General features: G+C 39.8%; 15 protein-coding genes. 2 read left to right on the top strand and 13 right to left on the bottom strand.

The annotated features are described in order from the left end of the window. Positions 1-107 precede the first annotated feature (107 nt). The 5 genes from CMT41_RS02005 to CMT41_RS01985 are packed head-to-tail and all read right to left on the bottom strand — an operon-like array spanning position 108 to position 4,990. Positions 108-2,186 carry a type IV pilus secretin PilQ gene (locus CMT41_RS02005; protein ID WP_058026198.1) on the bottom strand — a complete coding sequence of 693 codons (2,079 nt, stop codon included), beginning with the start codon at positions 2,184-2,186 and terminating at the stop codon, positions 108-110. An 11-nt stretch (positions 2,187-2,197) separates the two neighbouring features. Further along, positions 2,198-2,755 (bottom strand): pilus assembly protein PilP, encoded by a 558-nt coding sequence (locus CMT41_RS02000; RefSeq protein ID WP_058026197.1) that lies wholly within the window; start codon positions 2,753-2,755, stop codon positions 2,198-2,200. Then, positions 2,752-3,348, bottom strand: a complete 597-nt coding sequence (locus tag CMT41_RS01995) for a type 4a pilus biogenesis protein PilO (RefSeq protein ID WP_057179494.1) — start codon at positions 3,346-3,348, stop codon at positions 2,752-2,754. Before CMT41_RS01995 ends, CMT41_RS02000 begins: the two co-directional genes overlap by 4 nt. Further along, positions 3,348-3,923, bottom strand: a complete 576-nt coding sequence (locus CMT41_RS01990) for a PilN domain-containing protein (RefSeq protein WP_057179493.1) — start codon at positions 3,921-3,923, stop codon at positions 3,348-3,350. The genes CMT41_RS01995 and CMT41_RS01990 overlap by 1 nt, the downstream gene beginning before the upstream one ends. Further along, positions 3,911-4,990: a pilus assembly protein PilM gene (locus tag CMT41_RS01985; RefSeq protein WP_057179492.1), complete on the bottom strand. Its 1,080-nt coding sequence runs from the start codon at positions 4,988-4,990 to the stop codon at positions 3,911-3,913. Before CMT41_RS01985 ends, CMT41_RS01990 begins: the two co-directional genes overlap by 13 nt. Positions 4,991-5,117: 127 nt before the next feature. Between CMT41_RS01985 and CMT41_RS01980 the strand changes: the two genes are divergently transcribed. Further along, positions 5,118-7,676 (top strand): penicillin-binding protein 1A, encoded by a 2,559-nt coding sequence (locus CMT41_RS01980; RefSeq protein ID WP_058026196.1) that lies wholly within the window; start codon positions 5,118-5,120, stop codon positions 7,674-7,676. Positions 7,677-7,816: 140 nt separating this feature from the next. Here the strand turns inward: CMT41_RS01980 and argA are convergent, their stop codons facing one another. The 6 genes from argA to argC form a co-directional block, all read right to left on the bottom strand. Then, a complete protein-coding gene (gene argA, locus CMT41_RS01975) occupies positions 7,817-9,127 on the bottom strand; it encodes an amino-acid N-acetyltransferase (RefSeq protein WP_057179509.1) in 1,311 nt (436 codons plus the stop codon). Positions 9,128-9,209: 82 nt separating this feature from the next. Further along, the gene (gene argH, locus CMT41_RS01970) at positions 9,210-11,144 is read right to left on the bottom strand and encodes an argininosuccinate lyase (protein ID WP_057179490.1); all 1,935 of its coding nucleotides are present in this window, start codon (positions 11,142-11,144) and stop codon (positions 9,210-9,212) included. 2 nt (positions 11,145-11,146) lie between these two features. Continuing rightward, positions 11,147-12,424: an argininosuccinate synthase gene (locus tag CMT41_RS01965; protein ID WP_057179489.1), complete on the bottom strand. Its 1,278-nt coding sequence runs from the start codon at positions 12,422-12,424 to the stop codon at positions 11,147-11,149. Positions 12,425-12,590: 166 nt separating this feature from the next. Next, positions 12,591-13,532, bottom strand: a complete 942-nt coding sequence (locus tag CMT41_RS01960) for an ornithine carbamoyltransferase (RefSeq protein ID WP_057179488.1) — start codon at positions 13,530-13,532, stop codon at positions 12,591-12,593. A gap of 82 nt (positions 13,533-13,614) precedes the next feature. Continuing rightward, positions 13,615-14,421 (bottom strand): acetylglutamate kinase, encoded by an 807-nt coding sequence (argB, locus tag CMT41_RS01955; protein ID WP_057179487.1) that lies wholly within the window; start codon positions 14,419-14,421, stop codon positions 13,615-13,617. Positions 14,422-14,456: 35 nt separating this feature from the next. Beyond that, positions 14,457-15,509 carry an N-acetyl-gamma-glutamyl-phosphate reductase gene (gene argC / locus CMT41_RS01950; protein ID WP_438819289.1) on the bottom strand — a complete coding sequence of 351 codons (1,053 nt, stop codon included), beginning with the start codon at positions 15,507-15,509 and terminating at the stop codon, positions 14,457-14,459. 122 nt (positions 15,510-15,631) lie between these two features. On the opposite strand from argC, the gene argE reads away from it, so the two are divergent. Continuing rightward, the gene (gene argE, locus CMT41_RS01945) at positions 15,632-16,780 is read left to right on the top strand and encodes an acetylornithine deacetylase (RefSeq protein WP_083494188.1); all 1,149 of its coding nucleotides are present in this window, start codon (positions 15,632-15,634) and stop codon (positions 16,778-16,780) included. A gap of 243 nt (positions 16,781-17,023) precedes the next feature. On the opposite strand, the gene CMT41_RS01940 is transcribed toward argE, so the two are convergent. Next, entirely contained in the window at positions 17,024-18,403 is a 1,380-nt protein-coding gene (locus CMT41_RS01940; RefSeq protein WP_058026195.1) for a hypothetical protein, read from the bottom strand. Between the two features lie 272 nt (positions 18,404-18,675). Continuing rightward, positions 18,676-21,222: a bifunctional aspartate kinase/homoserine dehydrogenase II gene (gene metL / locus CMT41_RS01935; RefSeq protein WP_057179484.1), complete on the bottom strand. Its 2,547-nt coding sequence runs from the start codon at positions 21,220-21,222 to the stop codon at positions 18,676-18,678. Positions 21,223-21,232 lie beyond the last annotated feature (10 nt).

The following is a 21,232-nucleotide window of genomic DNA, read 5'->3' as shown; positions in this document are numbered from 1 at the left end:
GCAAGTAACAATAGTAATATCTTAGTTAAAAATTCGATTTTTAAATAATAAACCCATCAAACCACCGAATATGGCGGTATTTGATGGCGTTTATCTAATCCAAGACGCTAATATTCTTCAGTAACAATTCTAGGCGTAACGAAGATCAATAGCTCTTTTTTCTCATTTACCTGACTTGTGCTTCTAAATAACCAACCTAAATAGGGTATATCACCTAAAATCGGAATTTTAGTAACTGTACTTATAATTGCTTGTTGATAAATACCACCTAGTACAATGGTTTCACCATTATTAACCAATACCTGTGTTCCTATACGCTGGGTATCAATCGCAGGAGCAAAGCCACTTCTAACGTCTGAAACAGTATCTTGAGTAATGACTAGATCTAAAATGATTTTATCATCCGGAGTAATATGTGGCGTTACCGTTAAACTTAATACTGCTTTTTTGAATTGTGTTGAGGTCGCACCACTTGATGATGCCTCTTGATAAGGAATTTCAACACCTTGTTCAATATAAGCTTCTTTCTGATTTGCGGTAGTAATACGTGGACTAGCAATAACCTCACCTTTATTCTCTTTTTCAAGCGCAGAAAGTTCAAGATCTAAAATAGTACCACTGGCTAATCTAGCAATCTGGAAGGCAATAGTTCCAGCTGGCGTTACCACAGGAAGATTAACATTCAATCTATCGACTAATGAAGGAACAGAGCCACCACGAGCTATATCAACACCTTCTAAACTTCCGGATGTAGTGCCTTCACCATCGGTATTTGTTGCCCCCCACCGAATACCTAACTCTTCGTTAACACTGTCTTTTACCGTAACCATCCTAGCTTCGATAACAACTTGACGAATAGGAACATCAAGAATTGTAACCATGCGTTTAATGTCTTCAATGCTTTTAGCAGTATCACGAATCAGCAAGGTATTAGTACGTTCATCGACTGAGACGCTACCGCGTGCAGATAATATACTGGTATCATCATTTTTAATTAATTCTGCAAAATCAGCCGCTTTTGCATAGTTTATTTGTACAAACTCAGAATATAAAGTCGCTAGTTCCTCAACTTGCTGTTTTGCTTGCAAGGCTTGTGCTTCACGGGCAGCGAGTTCTTCACTGGGCGCAACCATTAATATATTGCCCTGCATCCGCTTATCCAAACCCTTAACTTTTAAAATAATACTTAATGCTTGATCCCATGGCACACCATCAAGACGTAGCGTAATATTACCTGTGACTGTATCGCTGATAATTAAATTAAAGCCATTATAATCGGCAATAATCTGTAGCACTGTCCGTACCGGGATATCTTGAAAACTCAATGAAATACTGCGGCCTTGAAAATCCTCAGTTTCTCCTAAATAAGCAGGTGCTTTTACCGGTTTCTCTTTGACCGTCAATATAAACAGGTTTTCTTCCTGTTTCTGGCTAAAGATAAAGCCACTGTCAACTTCAATGACTAGACGCGCATTACGGCCTTCCCTAAACGTTTCAATACTAGTTACTAGCGTACCAAAGTCAGTTACATCTAATTTATAAAGTAAATCATCCATAATTTCAGTATTATGGAATTCAACATTTAATTTACCTAAATTGTCATTAACATCTGCGGCTAACATACTATCTTTAAGGTAAATTAATATTTGCCCTTCATTTTCACTATTTAATCTAAAGTCTATTGACTCTATATGGTTGATATACGCTTCACCCGCAGGCCTTAACGCTTCAACCACATCTGCTGATTCGCCATAGTTAAAAGTAATGGCAAACTCTTTGTCGTTAAGTAGAGCAACATCAAAAACAGCAAGTTTTTCCAAGTGAATTAAAGCGATTACTTTACCAGTGCCCGCATCTAAATTAATACGTTTAACACCCGCATGATTAACAAATGTTTCTTTAAATTCTTGCCCATATGCTTTGGCATCAAAAGTTACTTCAACAAAAGCGGGTGTCATTGATGTTTGAATTTCTGGAAGAGTAGTAATATTTTCAGCAAAGCTAAAAACTAAAACAATCTGATCGCTTTGTATGGTGTTATAAGAAATACCGAGCAGTTCATTGTTATGTTCAGTAGCACTGACTGATATTGACAGTAAAGTAGTTGATAACAGTAATAGTGCCGTAAGCCAGAGTTCTTTAATAGCAATAAAGCCTTTATAATTTTTCATTTGATTAAATAGCATTATTAATTCCTTTACTTATTTGACACTTCAGATTGTACGATACTCAATTTAGTTTCACGCTCTGCCCAACATCCGGCACCATCTGGTGCTAATTCAATTATTTTCACTGTTTTTGCACTCACTTGTGTGATACGACCATTGTATAAGCCTAGGTAATTTCCAGCAGCCACTCGATGTAAACTTAAATCTGAGGCTTCTAATAAAGCCCATAGTTTACTTGCATCACCTAAGGTGCCACGCATTGTTAAGTCACTTAAAGCATACTTTTCTAACGGTTGTTTTCGGCGGTTAGTATCAGGACTTAAACAGCCCGCCATTTGTTGCATTTTTTGCTGAATTGCTTCAGGTTTGGGTAATACAAAGGGGCTACGCAAATCATCGGCTGAATAAGCAATATGATTAAAAGGATGTACCTCTGGCATAGGGTCAATGTAATTAGTTGTTGTTGCTTTCACTTGAGCCATATGGGTTTTTATTGCCGTGGTATCATCAAAACAGCCAGAAACTAAAGCGAGTGATACGACACCAAGTATCTTTATTGTTTTAGCCGTTAATCTATCAGTGGTCATTTGGCTACCTCCTGTTGATAACGGTAGGTTTTAGCTTGTAACTTTAAATTTAGGGTACCTTTATCGTCTCGTTCAATCTTAATTTTAAAATCATGCACTGTTACAATCCTTGGCAAAGCGGCAATTTTACTGACGAATTGACCAAATGAATGGTACGAGCCTATTACTTCGATATTGATGGGTAATTCAATGTATATTTCTTTACTAATTTCTGGTTGCCATTCTAATTTAACAAAATCAAGACCACTGGTGGTACCCACAAAAGTTATATCATCTAATAAGCCAGGAATTTCATGACTATTTGGTAAGCTTCTAAGTTGAATGGCGAAAGTATCTTCAGCTTCTGTCATTTGTGCTCTGAACAAATCTAAATTTGCCGATACATGATATTTTGTCCGGTATGACTGTTTTAAGGTGATCTCTTCAGCAAAAGCACGATCAAGTTGCTTAATTTGATCACTGATTAAGCCCATATAACCCAAAAATGCCACGGTAACCGCTAAAAAAATAGCTAGCAACAACTTGGCTGCAGCAGGCCACTGGCCAATATTATCAAGTTCGAGATTGTCAAATTGGGATGCATCAAACTTCATTATTTGCCTCCCTTGCTTGTTTTAGCATCATCCATTAACCCCTTTATTTTAACTTTCATGATAAAGCTGCTAAGTAACTTAGGTGAGCCATCGTCAGCCGTAATCGACTCAGGTGTAGCATCAATAAAAAAGTCAGATAATTCAACCGCTCGAATCATATTAGCTAAATGGTTATTCGATTCACTTTTTCCAATCAGGTGTAAAGTATTACCCTTTTTTTCCATTTCCGTAATATATATACCATTGGGAATAATCTTTGCTATTTCATCAAGTACTTGCGTACCTACATTTCGACTACGCTGTAATTGTTCAACAACTTCAATTCGTTTCTGTAAAGATGCTTTTTTATCATTGAGGGTTTTTATTTCATCAATTTTAATATCCAGTTGCACAATCTCATTTTTAAGATATTGATTTTTACTGTTTTGTCCATCAATACGAGCTTGAAAATAAAAATTAATGATAAGTACTAGTGCTAATACGGTTAGACCAACTGCGGCTAAAATACTGAAGTATTCTTTTTGTTGTGCCTTGAGGGCTGCTTCACGCCAAGGCAGTAGATTTATATGTGCCATGGCGTAAAACTCCTTAAAGCTAAGCCAGTTGCTACCATCAATTGAGCAGCGACATTAGCAAGTTCGTCTTTATCGACTGAGTCACTGATTGACATATCATGAAAGGGGTTAGCAATAACGGTATGAATACCCAGTTCTTCAGTAAGTAAACTTTCAAGTCCTTCTAATGCAGCTGTGCCACCAGAAATTAATAAATAATCAACTTTTTCTTGGCCACTAGTAGTCAGAAACATTTGAATGGCTCGACGTATTTGTTGCATTAATACGGTGTGAAATGGAGCTAAGACTTCAAAGGTATAATTTGGCGGTAAATCATTTGTGGTTTTAGCCTCTTCAGCTTGTTCAAAAGATTTATTATAATATGAAACAATTGAGCGAGTATATTGCTCACCACCGAACATTTGATCACGGCTATAAATATGTTTACCCGCGTCTGTAGCAGAAAAAAGTGTTACCGTTGAACCGATATCTACTATCGCAACAACTTTATCTTTAGCATCCTCTGGCAATTGCGTTAAACAAAGATCATAAGCTCGACCAACGGCATATGATTCAACATCAATTACCTTGGCTTGAAAGTCACCTGCTTCGAGAGCAGCAACACGAGCTTCAATGGACTCAGTGCGTGCTGCACTGAGTAAAACATTAACTTTACTAGGATCGGACTCGTTAACATCAAGGGTTTCAAAGTCTAAACTGACTTCATCTAAGGGGAATGGAATAAGACTGTCTGCTTCAATTTCAATTTGGCTAGCAAGTTCCTCTTCAGTTAAGGCGACATCCATATAGATAACTTTGGTAATAACCGTTTGTCCTGATACCGCAGCAGCGGCGTCGGTAGCTTTAGCTGATATTTTCTTTCTAAGTTTCGCAATAACAGCGCCTACCGATTCAATATCTTGAATTTCACGGTCCACCACCGAACCTCGTGGCATTGGTTCTATGGCAAAGTCCTCCATTACAAAACCTTCACTTCCCTGACTCAACAATACAGCTTTGGCAGAATGAGAACCAATATCGATCCCCACCATCATTGTATTCTTCTTTTTCCACAGTTTGTCTAGCATAACAACCTACGATTCTATTTTTGTAATTATTTTAGACGTAAAATACGCATAAATACATTTATTACATGCTTTTACACGATATACTAGTATTATCTTACATTTTAATCCACTTACTTGGTCTTCTGTTGTGTTTTTAATCAAAAAATTATTAAAAGTCAGTCTGATAGTGCTCATTTTAGCATTCATTTCCGTCTATATTTTATATCTATCAATGCGTTCAGACTTACCCAGTGTAGACTCATTAAAAGACTTGCACTGGCAAACACCCATGCAAGTTTATAGTCGAGATGGTTTGTTAATCTCACAGTTTGGTGAAAAGAAACGCATACCCTTAACATTTGAGCAAGTACCACAACAACTTATCGACGCTTTATTGGCCACAGAAGATGACCGCTTTTATTTGCATTTTGGTGTTGATCCCATAGGCATGGGCCGCGCAATACTTGGTAAATTAATGGGACAAGACAAAGGCGGCGCAAGTACCATCACCATGCAGGTAGCACGTAATTTTTTCCTCACTCGAGAAGTAACATATACCCGAAAAATTCGAGAAATATTCTTATCCTTCCACATTGAAAAATTGCTCAGTAAAGATGAGATATTAATGCTATACATTAATAAAATTGAGCTGGGTCATAGAGCCTTTGGTTTTGGTGCTGCCGCGCAAGTTTATTATGGTAAAAACATTAAGCAGCTCAACCTAGCACAAATTGCCGTGCTAGCAGGTTTGCCTAAAGCACCCTCAACATTAAACCCTATCCGTTCGCCATCACGCGCTAAAGCCCGGCGCGCAGTGGTATTACAGCGTATGCTAGTTAGCGGCTATATCAGTGAGCAAGAATACCAAAGTGCAAAAGCTGCCCCCATTAGCGCTAAGAAACATGGCGCTGAGATAGAGCTTAATGCCCCCTATATCGCTGAAATGGCTCACCAAGAAATTCTTAAACGTTATGGTAAAGAAAAAGCATATACAGAAGGTTATAAAGTTTTCACTACGGTTACGGCAAAACTTCAAACGGCTGCCCAGCAAGCATTAGTGAATAATTTATTGAACTATGATCAGCGCCACGGATTTCGCGGCCCTTTAAATTCCCTTAGACCAAAGCAAGCAACAAAAATCAATAAACTTACCGAACAACAAGCTCAATTGCTAACACAAGACGAAATTACCAACGTCCTTGCTCAAAACAATTCTTATCAAATGCTTGTTCCTGCGGTGGTTACCGCTGTTGAAAATAAGTCTGTTACTATCCAATTACGTAATAACGAACTTGCTACCATTGACTGGCCTGGATTAGCCTGGGCACGACCTTATATTAATGATCAAAAACAAGGCCGACCACCCAAAGTAGCAAGTGATATTCTCCACTACGGTGATATTATTCTAGTCAGTAAAATGGCGGACAGTAGCTACCGTTTAGGACAACTGCCAACAGCAAGTGCCGCCATAGTGTCATTATCCCCAGATGATGGCGCCATTAAAGCAGCGGTAGGCGGTTTTAGTTTCAAACAAAGTCAGTTTAACCGTGTTACGCAAGCAAAACGTCAAGTAGGCTCAAACATTAAGCCATTTATCTATTCTGCCGCCCTTGAACACGGCTTTACCCTAGCATCATTGGTCAACGACGCACCAATAAATCAATGGGACAGGAGTTCAGGTGTGGTTTGGCGACCCAGAAACTCCCCGGAAACTTATGCTGGTCTTTTAAGAGTTCGTTTAGCTTTAGCGCAATCAAAAAATGTTATCGCGGTACGATTATTACAAAGTATCGGCGTTACTAATACCATCAAACATTTAACTGCTTTCGGTTTTAATGCTAACGACTTACCTCACAATGAAACCTTAGCACTTGGCTCTGCCTCTTTAACACCATTAGAAGTTGCTACTGGCTTCGCCACTTTTGCCAATGGTGGTTTTTTAATTGAACCGTATTTAATTGAACGTATAGAAAACAGTGACGGAGACGTTATTTATCAGGCCAATCCAGCCTTAGCTTGTGACCCTTGCCTGCCAGCAAATAATTTAGGCATGCCAGCACAAGAAACAGACTTTCAGGATAGTAGTAGTAGTACGCTGGCCGAAAACCCTCAAATTACTAAAGTTAAACAAGCGACTCGCATTATCAGCCCACAGAATGCATTTTTAATTACCCAAGCGCTTAATAGTGCTATTTGGGATGCAGATTGGTCGGTAAAACCTGGTTGGCAAGGAACTGGCTGGCGCGCTAGAACCTTAAAACGCCGTGATATTGCCGGTAAAACGGGTACCACTAACGAAGCAAAAGATGCTTGGTTTTCAGGTTTTAGTCGACGTTTAATAACTACCTCATGGATAGGCTTTGATGATCCCCGTCATATCCTAGGCCAAACAGTTTATAATAATAATTTAGGCAAGAATCAAACCACGGGTAAAGAGTTCGGTGCTAAATCAGCACAACCTGCTTGGATTGAATTTATGCGCGTTGCCTTAGCGGATATTGAAGTTGAAGCTTTTCAGCTACCTGTTGATATAGTTTCAGTACGTATTGATAAAGCAACCGGAAAATTAACCACTAAAACCGATAGAACGAGTCAATTTGAGTATTTCCGCCTAGGACATGTACCAACTGACTATGTCAGTGCAGATAATACTAGCGCAATATTATCTGGCAGTATGCAAAAAGAAGAGGAAGAAGAGTTGTTCTAATCCTGCAAGAACAACAGTATCCCATGTTAAAATAATAAAAAGCAGCTAACATTTTAAGTTAGCTGCTTTAATTTTTTTGCCTTGCCTTTAGTACTTGCTTTAGTGAGGCTCTATAGCAATGGCTTTAATAGCTTAGTAAATTATATCTCTTTGATGAATACTTGCGAATTACGCTGAAAATTATACATTTGTTTTTTCCCTTCAGGTAACCTTTCAAGAGATGTTTCGATAAAGCCTTGCTCTCTAAACCAATGACCACTCACAGTGGTTAATAAAAATAGTGATGTTAAACCTTTCTTCTTAGCACTCAGCTCTACAGCATTAATAATTCTTTCGCCACGGTTACCATTTCGATAATCCGGGTCAATAACAACACAAGCAACTTCACCTGTTTCAGCTTCTGGATAAGGATATAAAGCAGCGCATGCGATAATGACATCTTCTTTTTTAAGCACCATGAAACACTCTATTTCCATCTCGAGCAGTTCACGAGAGCGTTTAACTAACACGCCCTCTTCCTCCAGCGGTTGTATCAATTCTAAAATTCCGGCGACATCATCAATAGTGGCGGTAGAAATTAATTCTTTATGATCTTTGGCAATCAAAGTACCGGCACCATCACGGGTAAATAGCTCCTGCAACAAGGCACTGTCACTTTGATAACTGACACAATGACAACGTTCAACGCCATTTTCACTACTCTCAATAATGGAGCGCAGCAATAATTGACGAACATGGCAGTCATTGTCATCCAACAGCGTTTTCACTGTCCGGACACTGCAACTGCGAATTAACTGGCCTGATTTATCAATAAGCCCTTCATCTTCAGTAAAGGCTATAAGCTTATCGGCTTGCAGTGCAATAGCGGTTTGTGTGGCAACATCTTCTAACGCAAGATTAAAAACTTCCCCTGTCGGTGAATAACCAATCGGTGACAACAAAACTATGGAACCATAATCCAATTGCATGTTAATACCGTCAGAATCTATGCGTCTGACACTACCAGTGAATTTATAATCTATACCATGACGAACACCCATAGGCTTCGCTATAACAAAATTACCCGTACTGACTCTAATTTGTGAGCCGTGCATAGGTGAATTAACGATACCAGTGGAGAGTAAGGCTTCAATGTGCAGACGTAATGAACCGATAGCGTCTTTAACGGCAACTAACGTTTGCGCATCAGTTACCCTAATATTATTGACCACCTTGCCGGCAAGACCCCGTTGCTTCATACGGTCTTCAATTTGTGGCCGCGCGCCATGCACCACCACCAATTTCACCCCTAAGCTACGTAATAACGAAATATCATGAATAATATTAGAAAAATTAGCGTGCGTGACGGCTTCACCACCAAACATTAATACCACCGTTTTTCCGCGATGGGCATTAATATAGGGCGCGGCGTTTCTAAACCATTTTACGTAATTCTGATCACTATTATTCATGTTTTCCATTCTTTATTTGCTTAGTTTCATCACTAAAAGCCGAGTTACTTTCAACAACATTATACTCATTGAAATTTGCCGTCTAAGGCTGGTTGAGTATATATGCCATCGCCACTTCATCCGCAGGATCTTTATGTGGACTAGGTTCACTGTCTTCAATAATATTTTCTGCGAGGGAGTTTTTATCAATTAAATTAAAACCAAGTTGCTCAAAATATTGCGGAATATAAGTTAACACAATAATTTGTGCTAATTCCATTTGATGGGCGAACTCTAGCAAGTACTGAACCAACGCTTCACCTTGCCCTTGCTGCTGAGCACTTTCGTCCACCACAACTGAGCGAATCTCAGCTAGGCCGGTTTGATAGATATAGAGAGAGGCGGTACCAACAACTTTACCCTCAAGTTCGGTGACAACAAAATTCTGAATATCGTGAATTATATTGTCACGACTACGTGGCAGAATCTCCCCTTTATCGGCCCAAAAATTAACCAGTTGATGAATACTATCAACATCAGACATTTTTGCACGACGAACTGACATAGCTGCAGCGCGTTGGGCATTTAAACGTTGCTTCACTTGCTTAAGCGCCACTTGAATTTGCTGCTTACCTGGTGCACCGACGACTTGCTCGTTCAAAATAGCTTCATTACCAGACTGTGTTGTGGCTAACGCTTTTTCAACCTGTGCACGGGAAGTACCACCCAGCACTTCACGCTTATTAAGGGTCGATTCAATGGTAAGGTGTTGATAGACATCTTGCTCAATTTTATCACTGAACGCTTGCAGTTGCGTGATGGTTAAATCTTCTAACGGCACAGCTTTATCGATAGCGGCGAGTACAACTTCACCAACAATATGGTGCGCTTCGCGGAACGGTATATCTTTACCCACTAAATAATCAGCCAGTTCAGTGGCGTTGGCGTAACCTTGTTGTGCCGCGGCAAGGGTACGTGAACGATTGACCTTTAAGCCATCGGCCACTAATACCGCCATTTCCATACATTCTTGCCACGTATCAAGGGCGTCAAACAAACCTTCTTTATCTTCCTGCATGTCTTTATTATAGGCAAGGGCTAAGGCTTTCATGGTGGTCAACATGCCGGTTAAAGCACCAAAAACACGCCCGGTTTTACCACGAATTAATTCACAAGCATCAGGGTTTTTCTTTTGCGGCATTAACGACGAGCCAGAGCTAACTAAGTCGCTCATTTCAACAAAACCCGCTTCACCTGAATTGTAGAAAATTAAATCTTCGGCAAAACGTGATAAATGCATCATAGAAATACTGGCTGAGGCCAATAATTCAATAACATGGTCTCTATCAGAAACAGCATCAAGGCTGTTTAGGGTTGCCGTTCTAAAACCTAAACGATGCGCCAATGCCTTTCTGTCAATTGGGTAGGCGGTACCTGCTAAGGCGCCAGAGCCAAGCGGCGAAACATCTAACCGATAAAGCGCATCTTTTAAACGACCGATATCACGATCAAACATTTCTACATAGGCTAAACACCAATGACCGAAAGTAATAGGCTGTGCTCTTTGTAAGTGGGTATAACCCGGTAGCACGGTATCTTTTTCACGCTCAGCCAAATTCATCATCGCTTGTTGTAAGTTCACTAAGGCAAATAATAAATCACCGCCAGTTTCTTTACACCAAAGTTTCAAATCGGTTGCTACTTGATCATTACGACTACGGCCGGTATGGAGTTTCTTACCTAAATCACCGATTTTTTCAATTAACTGAATTTCTACCCAGCTATGAATATCTTCGGCATCAGATAATAAAATTTGCTGAGGATTTTCTTCAACAGAGGCTTTTAACTCTTCAAGTGCTGCCGTTAAACGGACTAATTCGTCATCGTTTAATACACCCACTTCATGAATCGCTTGTGCCCAGGCAATTGAGCCGACAATATCTTGTACCGCCATACGATAATCTATCGGCAGTGAATCATTAAATTTCTTAAATTGTAAACTCGCCTTGCCTTTAAATCTTCCACCCCATAACGCCATAATTACTTCTCCAGATTTTTTAAGCTGCCATTTTGGCTTAGCGCGGTAATTCTGCTTGATAAACTGAACAAACGGATAAAACCTTCGGCATGTTTTTGGTCGTAAACATCATCAGCACCAAAAGTAGCAAACGCTTCTGAGTACAAGCTATTTGGTGAACGACGTTGAATCACTTGCGCCATGCCCTTATATAACTTAACTACTACATCACCGGTTAATTTTTCAGCAAACGATGCCGCAGAAGCAAGTTGCGCTTTAGCCAGTGGCGTAAACCAACGACCATCATAAATAACATGTGAAAATTCAAGACCAATTGATTCCCGATATTTAAGTGATTCTTTATCGAGGATCAGTGTCTCTAAGCCTTTATATGCCGCCATTAAAATGGTGCCACCGGGTGTTTCATAACAACCACGAGACTTCATACCCACTAAACGGTTTTCAACGATATCAATTCGACCAACACCGTGTGCTGCACCTTTATCATTTAGATACATTAATGCATCATAAGCACCGGCACCCTTTTCACTACCAGTCTCACTATTTCCAGAAAAGTCTTTACCATCAATAGCAACTAGTTCACCTGCAATAAAACTTAATTGCACTTTTTCTGGCACATCGGGCGCATCCATTGGATCAACCGTCATGGTCCATACTTCTTTTGATGGCTCACACCATGGGTCTTCTAACTCACCGCCTTCATGAGAGATATGCCAAGCGTTAGCATCACGACTATAGATTTTAGTTAATGACGCTGAACAAGGGATATCACGCTCAGCTAGGTAATCGAGTAAGTCTTCACGAGAAACCATATCCCACTCACGCCATGGCGCAATTACCGTCAACTCTGGTGCTAGGGCAGCAAAACAAGACTCAAAACGTACTTGGTCATTGCCTTTACCAGTACAACCATGACAAAGGGCATCAGCACCAACTTTAAGCGCAATCTCTACGTGTGCTTTAGCAATAATAGGACGCGCCATTGACGTACCTAATAAATATTGGCCTTCGTACACTGAGCCAGTTTTTAAAATTGGGTAGATATATTCTTTTACGTATTCTTCTTTAAGATCAACTATATAACATGCTGATGCACCTGAGGCTAGGGCTTTTTCTTTTACGCCCTCAAGCTCTTCATCACCTTGACCAACATCGGCACAAAAAGCGATAACTTCACAACCTTCATAGTTCTCTTTTAACCACGGAATGATAGCCGAGGTATCTAAGCCACCAGAATACGCTAATACTACTTTTTTAATTTTTTTCTTTGCTAAAGCCATTTTTATTCTCTCTTAAATTTTTAGATGTGACTAATTTTTATCAATTTTTAAATTAATCAATGTTCGTTATGCTATTTGCTGCTAGAGCAAGAAAAAAGCACGCTTCATACTCTTGTAGGTGAGTACTTTTTGCCCTAGCTATGGTAATAAATAGTTACAACAATGGTTAATTAGCAAGCAATGTTACTAACACGGCATTCTGTGCCCACATTCTATTTTCCGCTTGCTGGAATACTTTCGATAATTCACTATCGAATAACTCGGTAGTTATTTCTTCTTCCAAATGCGCTGGCTGACAATGCAATAGCATATTAGCTTGTGCTTTCGCCATCAAAGCGTGATTAACTTGATACGGGGCAAATTTAGCGAGAATGTCAGCTTTTTTATTGGCATCTTCATCACCCATAGATATCCAAGTATCGGTATAAATGACATCTTGTTTACCAATGGCGTCAATATCATTGGTAAGGATAAATTTACTGCCTGACTCTTGGGCAAGCTGCTTGGTTTTTTCAATGATATCTGCTTGTGGCTCATGACCTTCAGGACAGACCAAGGTAAAATCTACCGCTAAAATAGCCGCCATAAGCATTAATGAATTAGAAACATTATTACCATCACCAACATAGGCTAATTTTACCTGGCTTAAATCTGGGAAGTTTTCTGATAAAGTAACAAAATCAGCCAATGCCTGGCACGGGTGATAAACGTCACACAAAGCGTTAATCACCGGAATACTGGCGTGCTCCGCTAAAACTTGAATAGACTTATGGCTAAAGACACGGGCAACAATGACATCAGCAAAGCAAGATAAATTTTTTGCGTAATCACTAACCCGCTCACGTTCACCCAACTTGCCATTTTGTTGACCTAAATACAACGCATGACCCCCTAATTTATTGATACCCATGTCAAAGCTAACATGTGTTCTTAAAGAAGGTTTTTCAAAAATCATCGCCACTGATTTTCCCGCCAGCGCTTGGCTATAGTCCGCCGGGTGTTTTTTAATATTAATCGCTAAGTCGATTAAGGCTAATAATTGCGCTTTGCTGAACTGATCATCCGCTAAAAAACTTCTTAGTGGTGGTAATACGTTAGTGGTCGACATAAGATTTTTCTCTCAATATTCCATTTTGACTAATTGATAGTAGGCTCATTAATGGCGCTCTTGGCTGAGATCCTGTTAAGGATTAATTTGGCTGTATTTGTGTGCCAACACCAACACCATCAAGTAACTGGCTAATTTGCTCCGGCGATTGCCAGCTGGCAACCGCGATACTTCGTCGTAATTGTTGTGCGGCATACAAGGCAGCATTTACTTTTGCCGTCATACCACCAGCAATAACCCCTTGCTTAATTAGCTGTTGAGCTTGTTCCGCGTTAAGTGACGCTAAATACTGACCATCTGCGCCTTTAACACCATTCACATCGGTTAATAACAAAAGTTCGGCATTAAGCAGCTGACAAATAGCGACCGCCGCATCATCGGCATTAACATTCACTAAGTCACCATTATCTAGCGCACCAATGGAAGAAATTACCGGTAGGAAATTAGTTTTTAATAAGGTGTCTAATAACTTACTGTTATTACTTTGTGGCACACCCACTTGACCTAAATTTTGCTGGGATAACGTACAAGAGATCATATCGCCATCATTTAACGATAAACCCACCGCCGCTAACCCCATACTATTCGCGGTAGCGACAATAGCTTTATTAACCGTACCGGCCAGGACGCCACTTATTAAGGCTATTTGTTCTTTTGGCGTAACCCGCAAGCCCTGTATTTTCTCGGTAGTAAAGCCCGCTTGTGCTAACATTTTATCAACCACACAGCCACCACCATGAACCAAAACCACTTGTTTGTTTTTCAACTGCGCAATGACACTGAATAAAGCACTGAGTGCGGATTCTTTTTCAAGAATGGCACCGCCAATTTTAATGACTAATGGTTTTAGCACGGGTTTAACTACTGGCTTTAGTTCAGGGTTGTTCATTTTTATTCCTTGCTATACCTTAATACGTTCTTTTTCTAAGTATTGATTAACGAATATTCACTGGCCAAGCCCAGTGAAATATTAAAACATTGTACGGCTTGTGAGGCTGCGCCTTTAAGTAAGTTATCAATGGCACAACTTACCACTACAACCTGCTTGTCTTCATCAAACTGCCAGTGCACATCAGCAAATGGTGTATAAGCGACGTTGCCAATTTCTGGCCAACTTGCCACTAACCTGACTAAAGGTGTATCACTATAAGCCTGTGCAAAAGCTTGTTTTATTTGAGCATTGGTAACGCCATCCTTAACTTGCAAGGTTACGGTTGCTAAAAGCCCTCTTTTATAAGGCGCTAAGTGAGGGATAAACACCACTTCTATTGCGGCTTCTTGTGAAATCTCAGGCTGATGCCTGTGCTGTAATACGTTATAAGCTTTTAGGCTTACCTCGTTAAAATTTGTCGCTAGCGAGGCACTTCGTCCGGCACCACTAACACCACTAATACCATTAACGACCACCAATGAATTTTCTACCACTAAATTGTTTACAGTGAGAGGTTTTAAACAAAGCAAACTTGCCGTTGGGTAACAGCCAGGCACAGCCACTAAATTTGTCTTAGCAATATCATCTTGCTGCCATTCAGCTAAACCATATTTAGCCGTAGCTAAAGCATCAATATTGGCATGTTCAAAACCATAGTATTTGGGATAATCATTGGCGTCTTTTAATCTAAAACCGCCAGAAAGATCAATAATTTTAACACCGGCATCAATAAAGGCTTGCGCCCATTTTGCACTGAATTCATGGGGAGTGGCAAAAAACACTACATCTAAATCAGCCGCATTGTTATCAAACCATGCTGGCGAGAATGCTTGTAATGGTAAATCACATACCCCTTTAAAACGACCATGTAATTCACTAAATAACTTTCCTTCTGAACTGCTATTTTCAGAAACAACTAGATGACAAATTTGTGCTCGCTTATGCTTGCCTAATAAACCAACAAGCTCAGCACCTGCATAGCCACTGGCGCCAATAATCGCCACTTTTTGCATACTGTTATTCGAATCTGGTATAGCCGTTGTCATTTTTGATGTAGCCTTATCAAAGCAGGTTATTTACACTGTATTACTAAAGTAACATCACATGGGTAGTTATGCAATCAAACAGCATAACTATTTAAGTAATTATTCCAATTTATAGGTTATTTATGACAAAGCTGCCTAATTTCAGCCAAAGCTTAAGCCAGTTAATCGCTTGTCCTTCTATCAGCTCCACCCAACCCAGTTGGGATCAGGGTAATCAAGAGGTCATCCAACTCTTAGCCACCTGGTTTGAGCAACTTGGTTTTACTATTGAAATTCAAGCAGTACCTGAGACCAGCAATAAATTCAACTTACTTGCTAAGTTAGGTAGTGGCGAAGGTGGTCTATTATTAGCCGGCCATAGTGACACTGTACCCTTTGATGAAAACCAATGGCAATCAGACCCACACAAGGTAATTGTTAAAGATGATAAGTTTTTTGGTTTAGGCACTTGTGATATGAAAGGTTTCTTCGCCTTTATTTTACAAGTATGTAAAAACTTAAGCGCTGCTCAGCTGAAAAAGCCCTTGTATATTCTGGCTACTGCTGATGAAGAAACCACTATGGCTGGCGCCCGATTTTTTGCCAAGAGCCAAGCGATAAAACCTGATGTTGCCATTATTGGCGAGCCCACCAATTTAGTACCCGTGGTTATGCATAAAGGTCACATGTCGCACCGGATTAGTGTTGAAGGCAAGTCTGGTCATTCAAGTCAGCCCAATTTGGGTGTTAATGCCATAGAAATTATGTATAAAGTCATTGGTCAGTTAATCGAATTAAAAGAAAAGTTTCAACTAAATTACGAAAATAAGGCCTTTGATGTACCAGCACCAACCTTAAACTTAGGCGCTATTGCTGGCGGTGATAATGCCAATAGGATTTGTGGTCATTGTCATTTAGATATTGATTTACGCTCTTTGCCGGGCATGAGTGATGACGAATTGATTAACTGCTTAAGCGAGGCGCTCAAACCTTTGGCTGAACTCTATCCTGGTCGTATCTCTTTTGCCGAAATGCACCCGAGTTCACCCAGTTTTAAGCAAGAAAAACCCAGTACACTGATTGATATTGCCGAAGAGATTAGTGGTCATAGTTGTTGTGCGGTGAATTACGCCACCGAAGCCCCCTATATTCAGCAACTAGGCTGTCAAACTATAGTGCTTGGTCCGGGCTCTATTCAGCAAGCTCATCAGCCGAATGAATTTTTGGCTCATAGTGAAGTCGAAAAAACTGAAAGATTACTAACCAGAATGATCCAGCATTACTGTTTATAGCCTTTAGCCATCACATTAGCGCAGCAGTGATACTTATCAATACGAAAAAGGCAGTCATCGCTTTGCTATGACTGCCTTTTTTCAGTTTCTCCCCTACAGCTATTCCAACCAAAAGAGTCTAGCTGTGTCACTTTGAAACTTCGATGCCATTCAAGATGCGGCAATACCTTTACTTTTTACTTATTTTATCACGCCTTCACTTCCTTTTGAAAAAACATGCCGTAACCATCTTATTCAGGCATCCTATGAATCAACTTTATTCCACAGGTTTTGATTGCTTTTCAGTGAGAAAAATTCTTTAGCATGCCAACAACGAGGTAATAGATCTAACTGCTTACGCTCCTGAGCATTTGAACTTAATAACTCCAGAATTTCATTCAACCTTTCTTTACTCAAGGTTGCTAATTTCTTTGCCGTTTCAGTGAAATAAAGATTGCTGTTATTTTTGATAATTGTATTTTGGCCATAACCGATAAAAGTAAGTTTACGTGTTGCCATTCGACAAATAGGTTGCTCTGCCTTTTCAGGGTAAAGGCTATTTACAATAGCATATTCATAGCAGTCGCTTTTTTCACCAAACTCCCCTAAGGGCATATAAACAATACCAAACCCTTGTGGGAACATGCCGGTAATTTTATATAAGGCATCAACGACACTTTGTGCACAGGCACCAATTTCAGCATTTTTATTGAGTACTTGAAAGACTTTCGGCAACAACTTGTAATTATAACTGGCCTTAGTCGATAAAATTATTGAAGTATAAATTTGTGGTACTTTTAAGATATTACCAATAGTGTTTTTAGGATTAACACTGGTTTTTAATAGCAACTTGATAAAAGACAGTTTGTCCTGCTCATCGGCAATAAACTGCTCACGCTCGGGCTTGGTATTACCGACAAATGTTGGCATGCCAATACCTTCACTCAGGTATTTAACTGTTGCACGATAATTAATTTGCAGTAGTTCTTTTCGTTCTGCAATTTCAAGGGTACGAAAAGGGTCTTGTTTGCCATCACTACCCAGAAGTATCGCTTGGGATTTAGGGTGGTAGTTACCCACATCTTGCAATAGTGCCGCCATAATAAGTGGAATTTTCACCTGCTCGGCAAAGCGCTGGTGACCTGCATTGTCGTGAGAGGCAAAATCCCTATATTGTTCAGGGCAGATATCCTTGAGAAATTTAGTAATATAAGGTTCGACCATCTTGCCATCAATAATTAAACGATCGAGCAACCGTAGGCATAATACCGCTTTATAAATCGACTTACTCTGTTCATGAATTATGGCAATACGTTTACCTTCACTAGGGCTAGTTAATTGAATGGTGCCAAGAAATTGTGCTGATTTCCGGTTACTCTCAGCGTAATTGTCCCCTTCCGCTAAATCAAGAATAGTGAGGGCAAGAGACAGTAAACTAGAGTGGCGTTCTGTACGCTGCATTTGAGCTAGTTGTGATTCTTCCGGTGATATTTTCTCATCGGAAGGTCGAAATTCTTCGTGGCTAAAGTAGTCGATAGCGCGATCTAACAAAGAATCTTTAACGCTACTGCGCCCGTAGACTTTTGCTAACAAATGATGAATTTGTCGGGTGTAATGTGTTTGGTGAGGGGATTCTTTAGCCATTGCATCGTTGAAGGGAATAAATAATAGCTATCATGCTAGTAATGATAGCCAAATGCAATAGTTACACAAGAGCAGTTACCTTGAACAACAAGAAAATATTGGCTGAGTTCGATTTATTTATTGTGGTTTTAAGGTGCTAAACGCTTAAGGGTATTTCATCCCCTCGTTGCCATTGCCAAGGTATAAGGCGGGAAAACCACCATGATACTGGGTCCATAGCCAGTTTCACTCAAACTACCATTGAGTGAAACTACTGGCCTGGCTAGAGCAGGTTAATTCATGCCCTTTATTTTTACTTGATTTTTCTTATGAGCAAGTTGCTGACAAATATTAACGAGGTCAGAATGTAAACCGCCGGCAGTAACATCTCGTCCTGCTCCTGGTCCACGTATGATTAATGGATTGTCTTTATACCAGAGGCTATTGATTTGAAAAATATTGTCACACGGGGTTAAGTTGGCAAAAGCATCACTTTGTGGCAATACCTCTAAACTAACTTTTGCGCTAATACCTGTGGTTTCGTTATACTTAAAACGGGCAACATAACGGATACAAGCGCCTTTACTATTTGCCTCTGTTAACGCTGTAGCAAAGTAGTCATCTAATTCATCAACTCTGGCTAAAAACTCACTGGTTGATAATGATTGCAATGCTTCTGGTACTAAGTTTTGACAGTCAATATCTTCTAACGCCAACTCAAAGCCCGCTTTACGCGCTAAGATTAACAATTTGCGTTGTACGTCTCTGCCTGACAAATCTTCACGAGGATCAGGTTCGGTAATACCTTGTGCTAAGGCATTTAATAACAGCTCGGAGAATTTTGAACTGCCATCAAAAGTTTCAAATAACCAAGAAAGGGTCCCTGAAAAAATTCCTGATAATTCACTAATACTATCGCCACTTTGGCGCAAATCATCAATGGCATAGTTTATCGGTAAACCCGCACCTACTGTGGTATTGCCTAGCCACAAGCTATTATGACTATCCGCGGTATTTACTAAATTATTATAATGTTCAGTGCTGCTTGACGCCGCCCATTTATTTGCACCTATCACATGAATACCTAAGGCAAAAATTTGCTCATACAATAAGCTAAAATCTTCACTTGGGGTGATATCAACAACAATTAAATCGTCGTATGGATGATGGCTCAACCAAGAAATAAGCTGTTCTGTGTCATAAGTTTGTGCATCTTGGACAAATAATGACGTTGCTTGATTTACATCAATACCATCATTGTTGATTAACGCTTTTTTCGAGGAAAGTAAGCCAACTAGGTGCAAGTTTTCTAAGGCATACACTTTATTAAGTTGCGCGGGTAATAATTCTAAAAATCGTTGACCTATATTGCCCATTCCGACAACAACTAAACCTATATGGCGAGCATCTTTGGTCATTTCATGGTGGACAGTATTCAACAATTCAATCGAACAAGCCTCTGGCAGAATAGCAATAACACTATGGCGATTATCACTGCCAACTATATTTAATGGCTTGGCTGTTTTTAATGAACGTTTAAAGCGAGCTTTAATATCGCCACGCTCTGCTACTCTATGACCAACGGTGGCAATAATAGCAACTGGCTTAAAGCTAACCTCAACATCATGACTAGCCAACCACTGACTTAATGCTTTTTGTTGTGTTTGGGTGATGACCATAAAGCCTTTTTCATCATCCATACAAATAGGTGAAAATTCTGCATGCGCCTTGGCACCAGTCTCACCAATAAAACTCACGGATTGCGCCAACAATAGATCATTAAGATAAGTTACCGATAATTCTTGTTTAGCTATTTGACCAAATTTACCAATTTCAGTGCCGATAACGTCGGGGTCAAAACTACTGGCCACATGTAAGTGGGTATGATGTTCACTCTGTGGATTAATCAAAGGCAATAATGTTTTGGCATGCAATACAGGGTTACCTAAACGACCTAATTCCTTGGCAATACCATTAGGTAAACGATGTAGTTTCCTCGCGTTAGGCACCACACGAGGATCGGCACTATAAATACCATCAACATCGGTCCATAAAGTGACATTACCGGCAGCAACTAAAGCAGCAATAATAGTAGCAGAGTAATCACTGCCATTTCGGCCCAAGGTGCAGCTATTGCCACGCGCATCTTTACTGATATAACCCGTAATGACGGCTAACTTACCAAACTGACGTCTTTGTCTTAATTGCACGGCGCTTATTGCGGTATCAACGGCACAGTTTTGCTCATTATCAATAACGAGAAAATCACGAGCATCGATGTTATTACTTGGACAAACTTGCTCATTCAGTATCGCTGACAGTAATCTTGCTGACCACACCTCACCAAAGGCTAAAATATCATTGTGATGCTGGACAATATCGCCCGCTAGCCAGCTAGTTAATTGTGCTATATCTTTGCTTAAAAGCTGTAATAATTGTTTAGTATTATTAGCATTTAATACCTCAGTAATTAATTGCGCTTGTTTTTCCGCTAAATCAGTGATGGCTTGCGTTAACTCATCACTTGTTTGCGTAGCTTGTGCAGTGATTGATTGTTCGACCAGAGAATAAATTGCAAATAAACTATCAGTATTTTTACCATTAGCTGATACCACGATAATATCGTTCAACTGACAATTTTTACGGATAATTTCAACAACACGTTTAATACATTTTCCCGTGGCTAAAGAGCTGCCACCAAATTTGTGTACTTGAATAGCATGTTTAGCTAATTTATTTTCCGAGATAAAGTCAGCGACCAATTCATGCTCAGCACCCTCTTGCCTTAGCACTGATTTATGTTCGTTAATTTTATTGAGCGTAATATTTTCTTGTGTCATCTCTCTACCT

The organism is Colwellia sp. MT41 (genome assembly GCF_001444365.1).
Lineage (GTDB): Bacteria > Pseudomonadota > Gammaproteobacteria > Enterobacterales > Alteromonadaceae > Colwellia > Colwellia marinimaniae.
This window is presented reverse-complemented; position numbering and strand designations above follow the sequence as displayed.

Bases quoted from the DNA above. Each gene is read 5' to 3' on its own strand.
- argH (WP_057179490.1), bottom strand. From the start codon at position 11,144: ATGGCGTTATGGGGTGGAAGATTTAAAGGCAAGGCGAGTTTACAATTT.
- CMT41_RS01965 (WP_057179489.1), bottom strand. From the start codon at position 12,424: ATGGCTTTAGCAAAGAAAAAAATTAAAAAAGTAGTATTAGCGTATTCT.
- argE (WP_083494188.1), top strand. From the start codon at position 15,632: ATGACAAAGCTGCCTAATTTCAGCCAAAGCTTAAGCCAGTTAATCGCT.
- argA (WP_057179509.1), bottom strand. From the start codon at position 9,127: ATGAATAATAGTGATCAGAATTACGTAAAATGGTTTAGAAACGCCGCG.
- CMT41_RS01940 (WP_058026195.1), bottom strand. From the start codon at position 18,403: ATGGCTAAAGAATCCCCTCACCAAACACATTACACCCGACAAATTCAT.
- argC (WP_438819289.1), bottom strand. From the start codon at position 15,509: ATGACAACGGCTATACCAGATTCGAATAACAGTATGCAAAAAGTGGCG.
- metL (WP_057179484.1), bottom strand. From the start codon at position 21,222: ATGACACAAGAAAATATTACGCTCAATAAAATTAACGAACATAAATCA.
- CMT41_RS02000 (WP_058026197.1), bottom strand. From the start codon at position 2,755: ATGACCACTGATAGATTAACGGCTAAAACAATAAAGATACTTGGTGTC.
- argB (WP_057179487.1), bottom strand. From the start codon at position 14,421: ATGAACAACCCTGAACTAAAGCCAGTAGTTAAACCCGTGCTAAAACCA.
- CMT41_RS01985 (WP_057179492.1), bottom strand. From the start codon at position 4,990: ATGCTAGACAAACTGTGGAAAAAGAAGAATACAATGATGGTGGGGATC.
- CMT41_RS01960 (WP_057179488.1), bottom strand. From the start codon at position 13,532: ATGTCGACCACTAACGTATTACCACCACTAAGAAGTTTTTTAGCGGAT.
- CMT41_RS02005 (WP_058026198.1), bottom strand. From the start codon at position 2,186: ATGCTATTTAATCAAATGAAAAATTATAAAGGCTTTATTGCTATTAAA.
- CMT41_RS01995 (WP_057179494.1), bottom strand. From the start codon at position 3,348: ATGAAGTTTGATGCATCCCAATTTGACAATCTCGAACTTGATAATATT.
- CMT41_RS01990 (WP_057179493.1), bottom strand. From the start codon at position 3,923: ATGGCACATATAAATCTACTGCCTTGGCGTGAAGCAGCCCTCAAGGCA.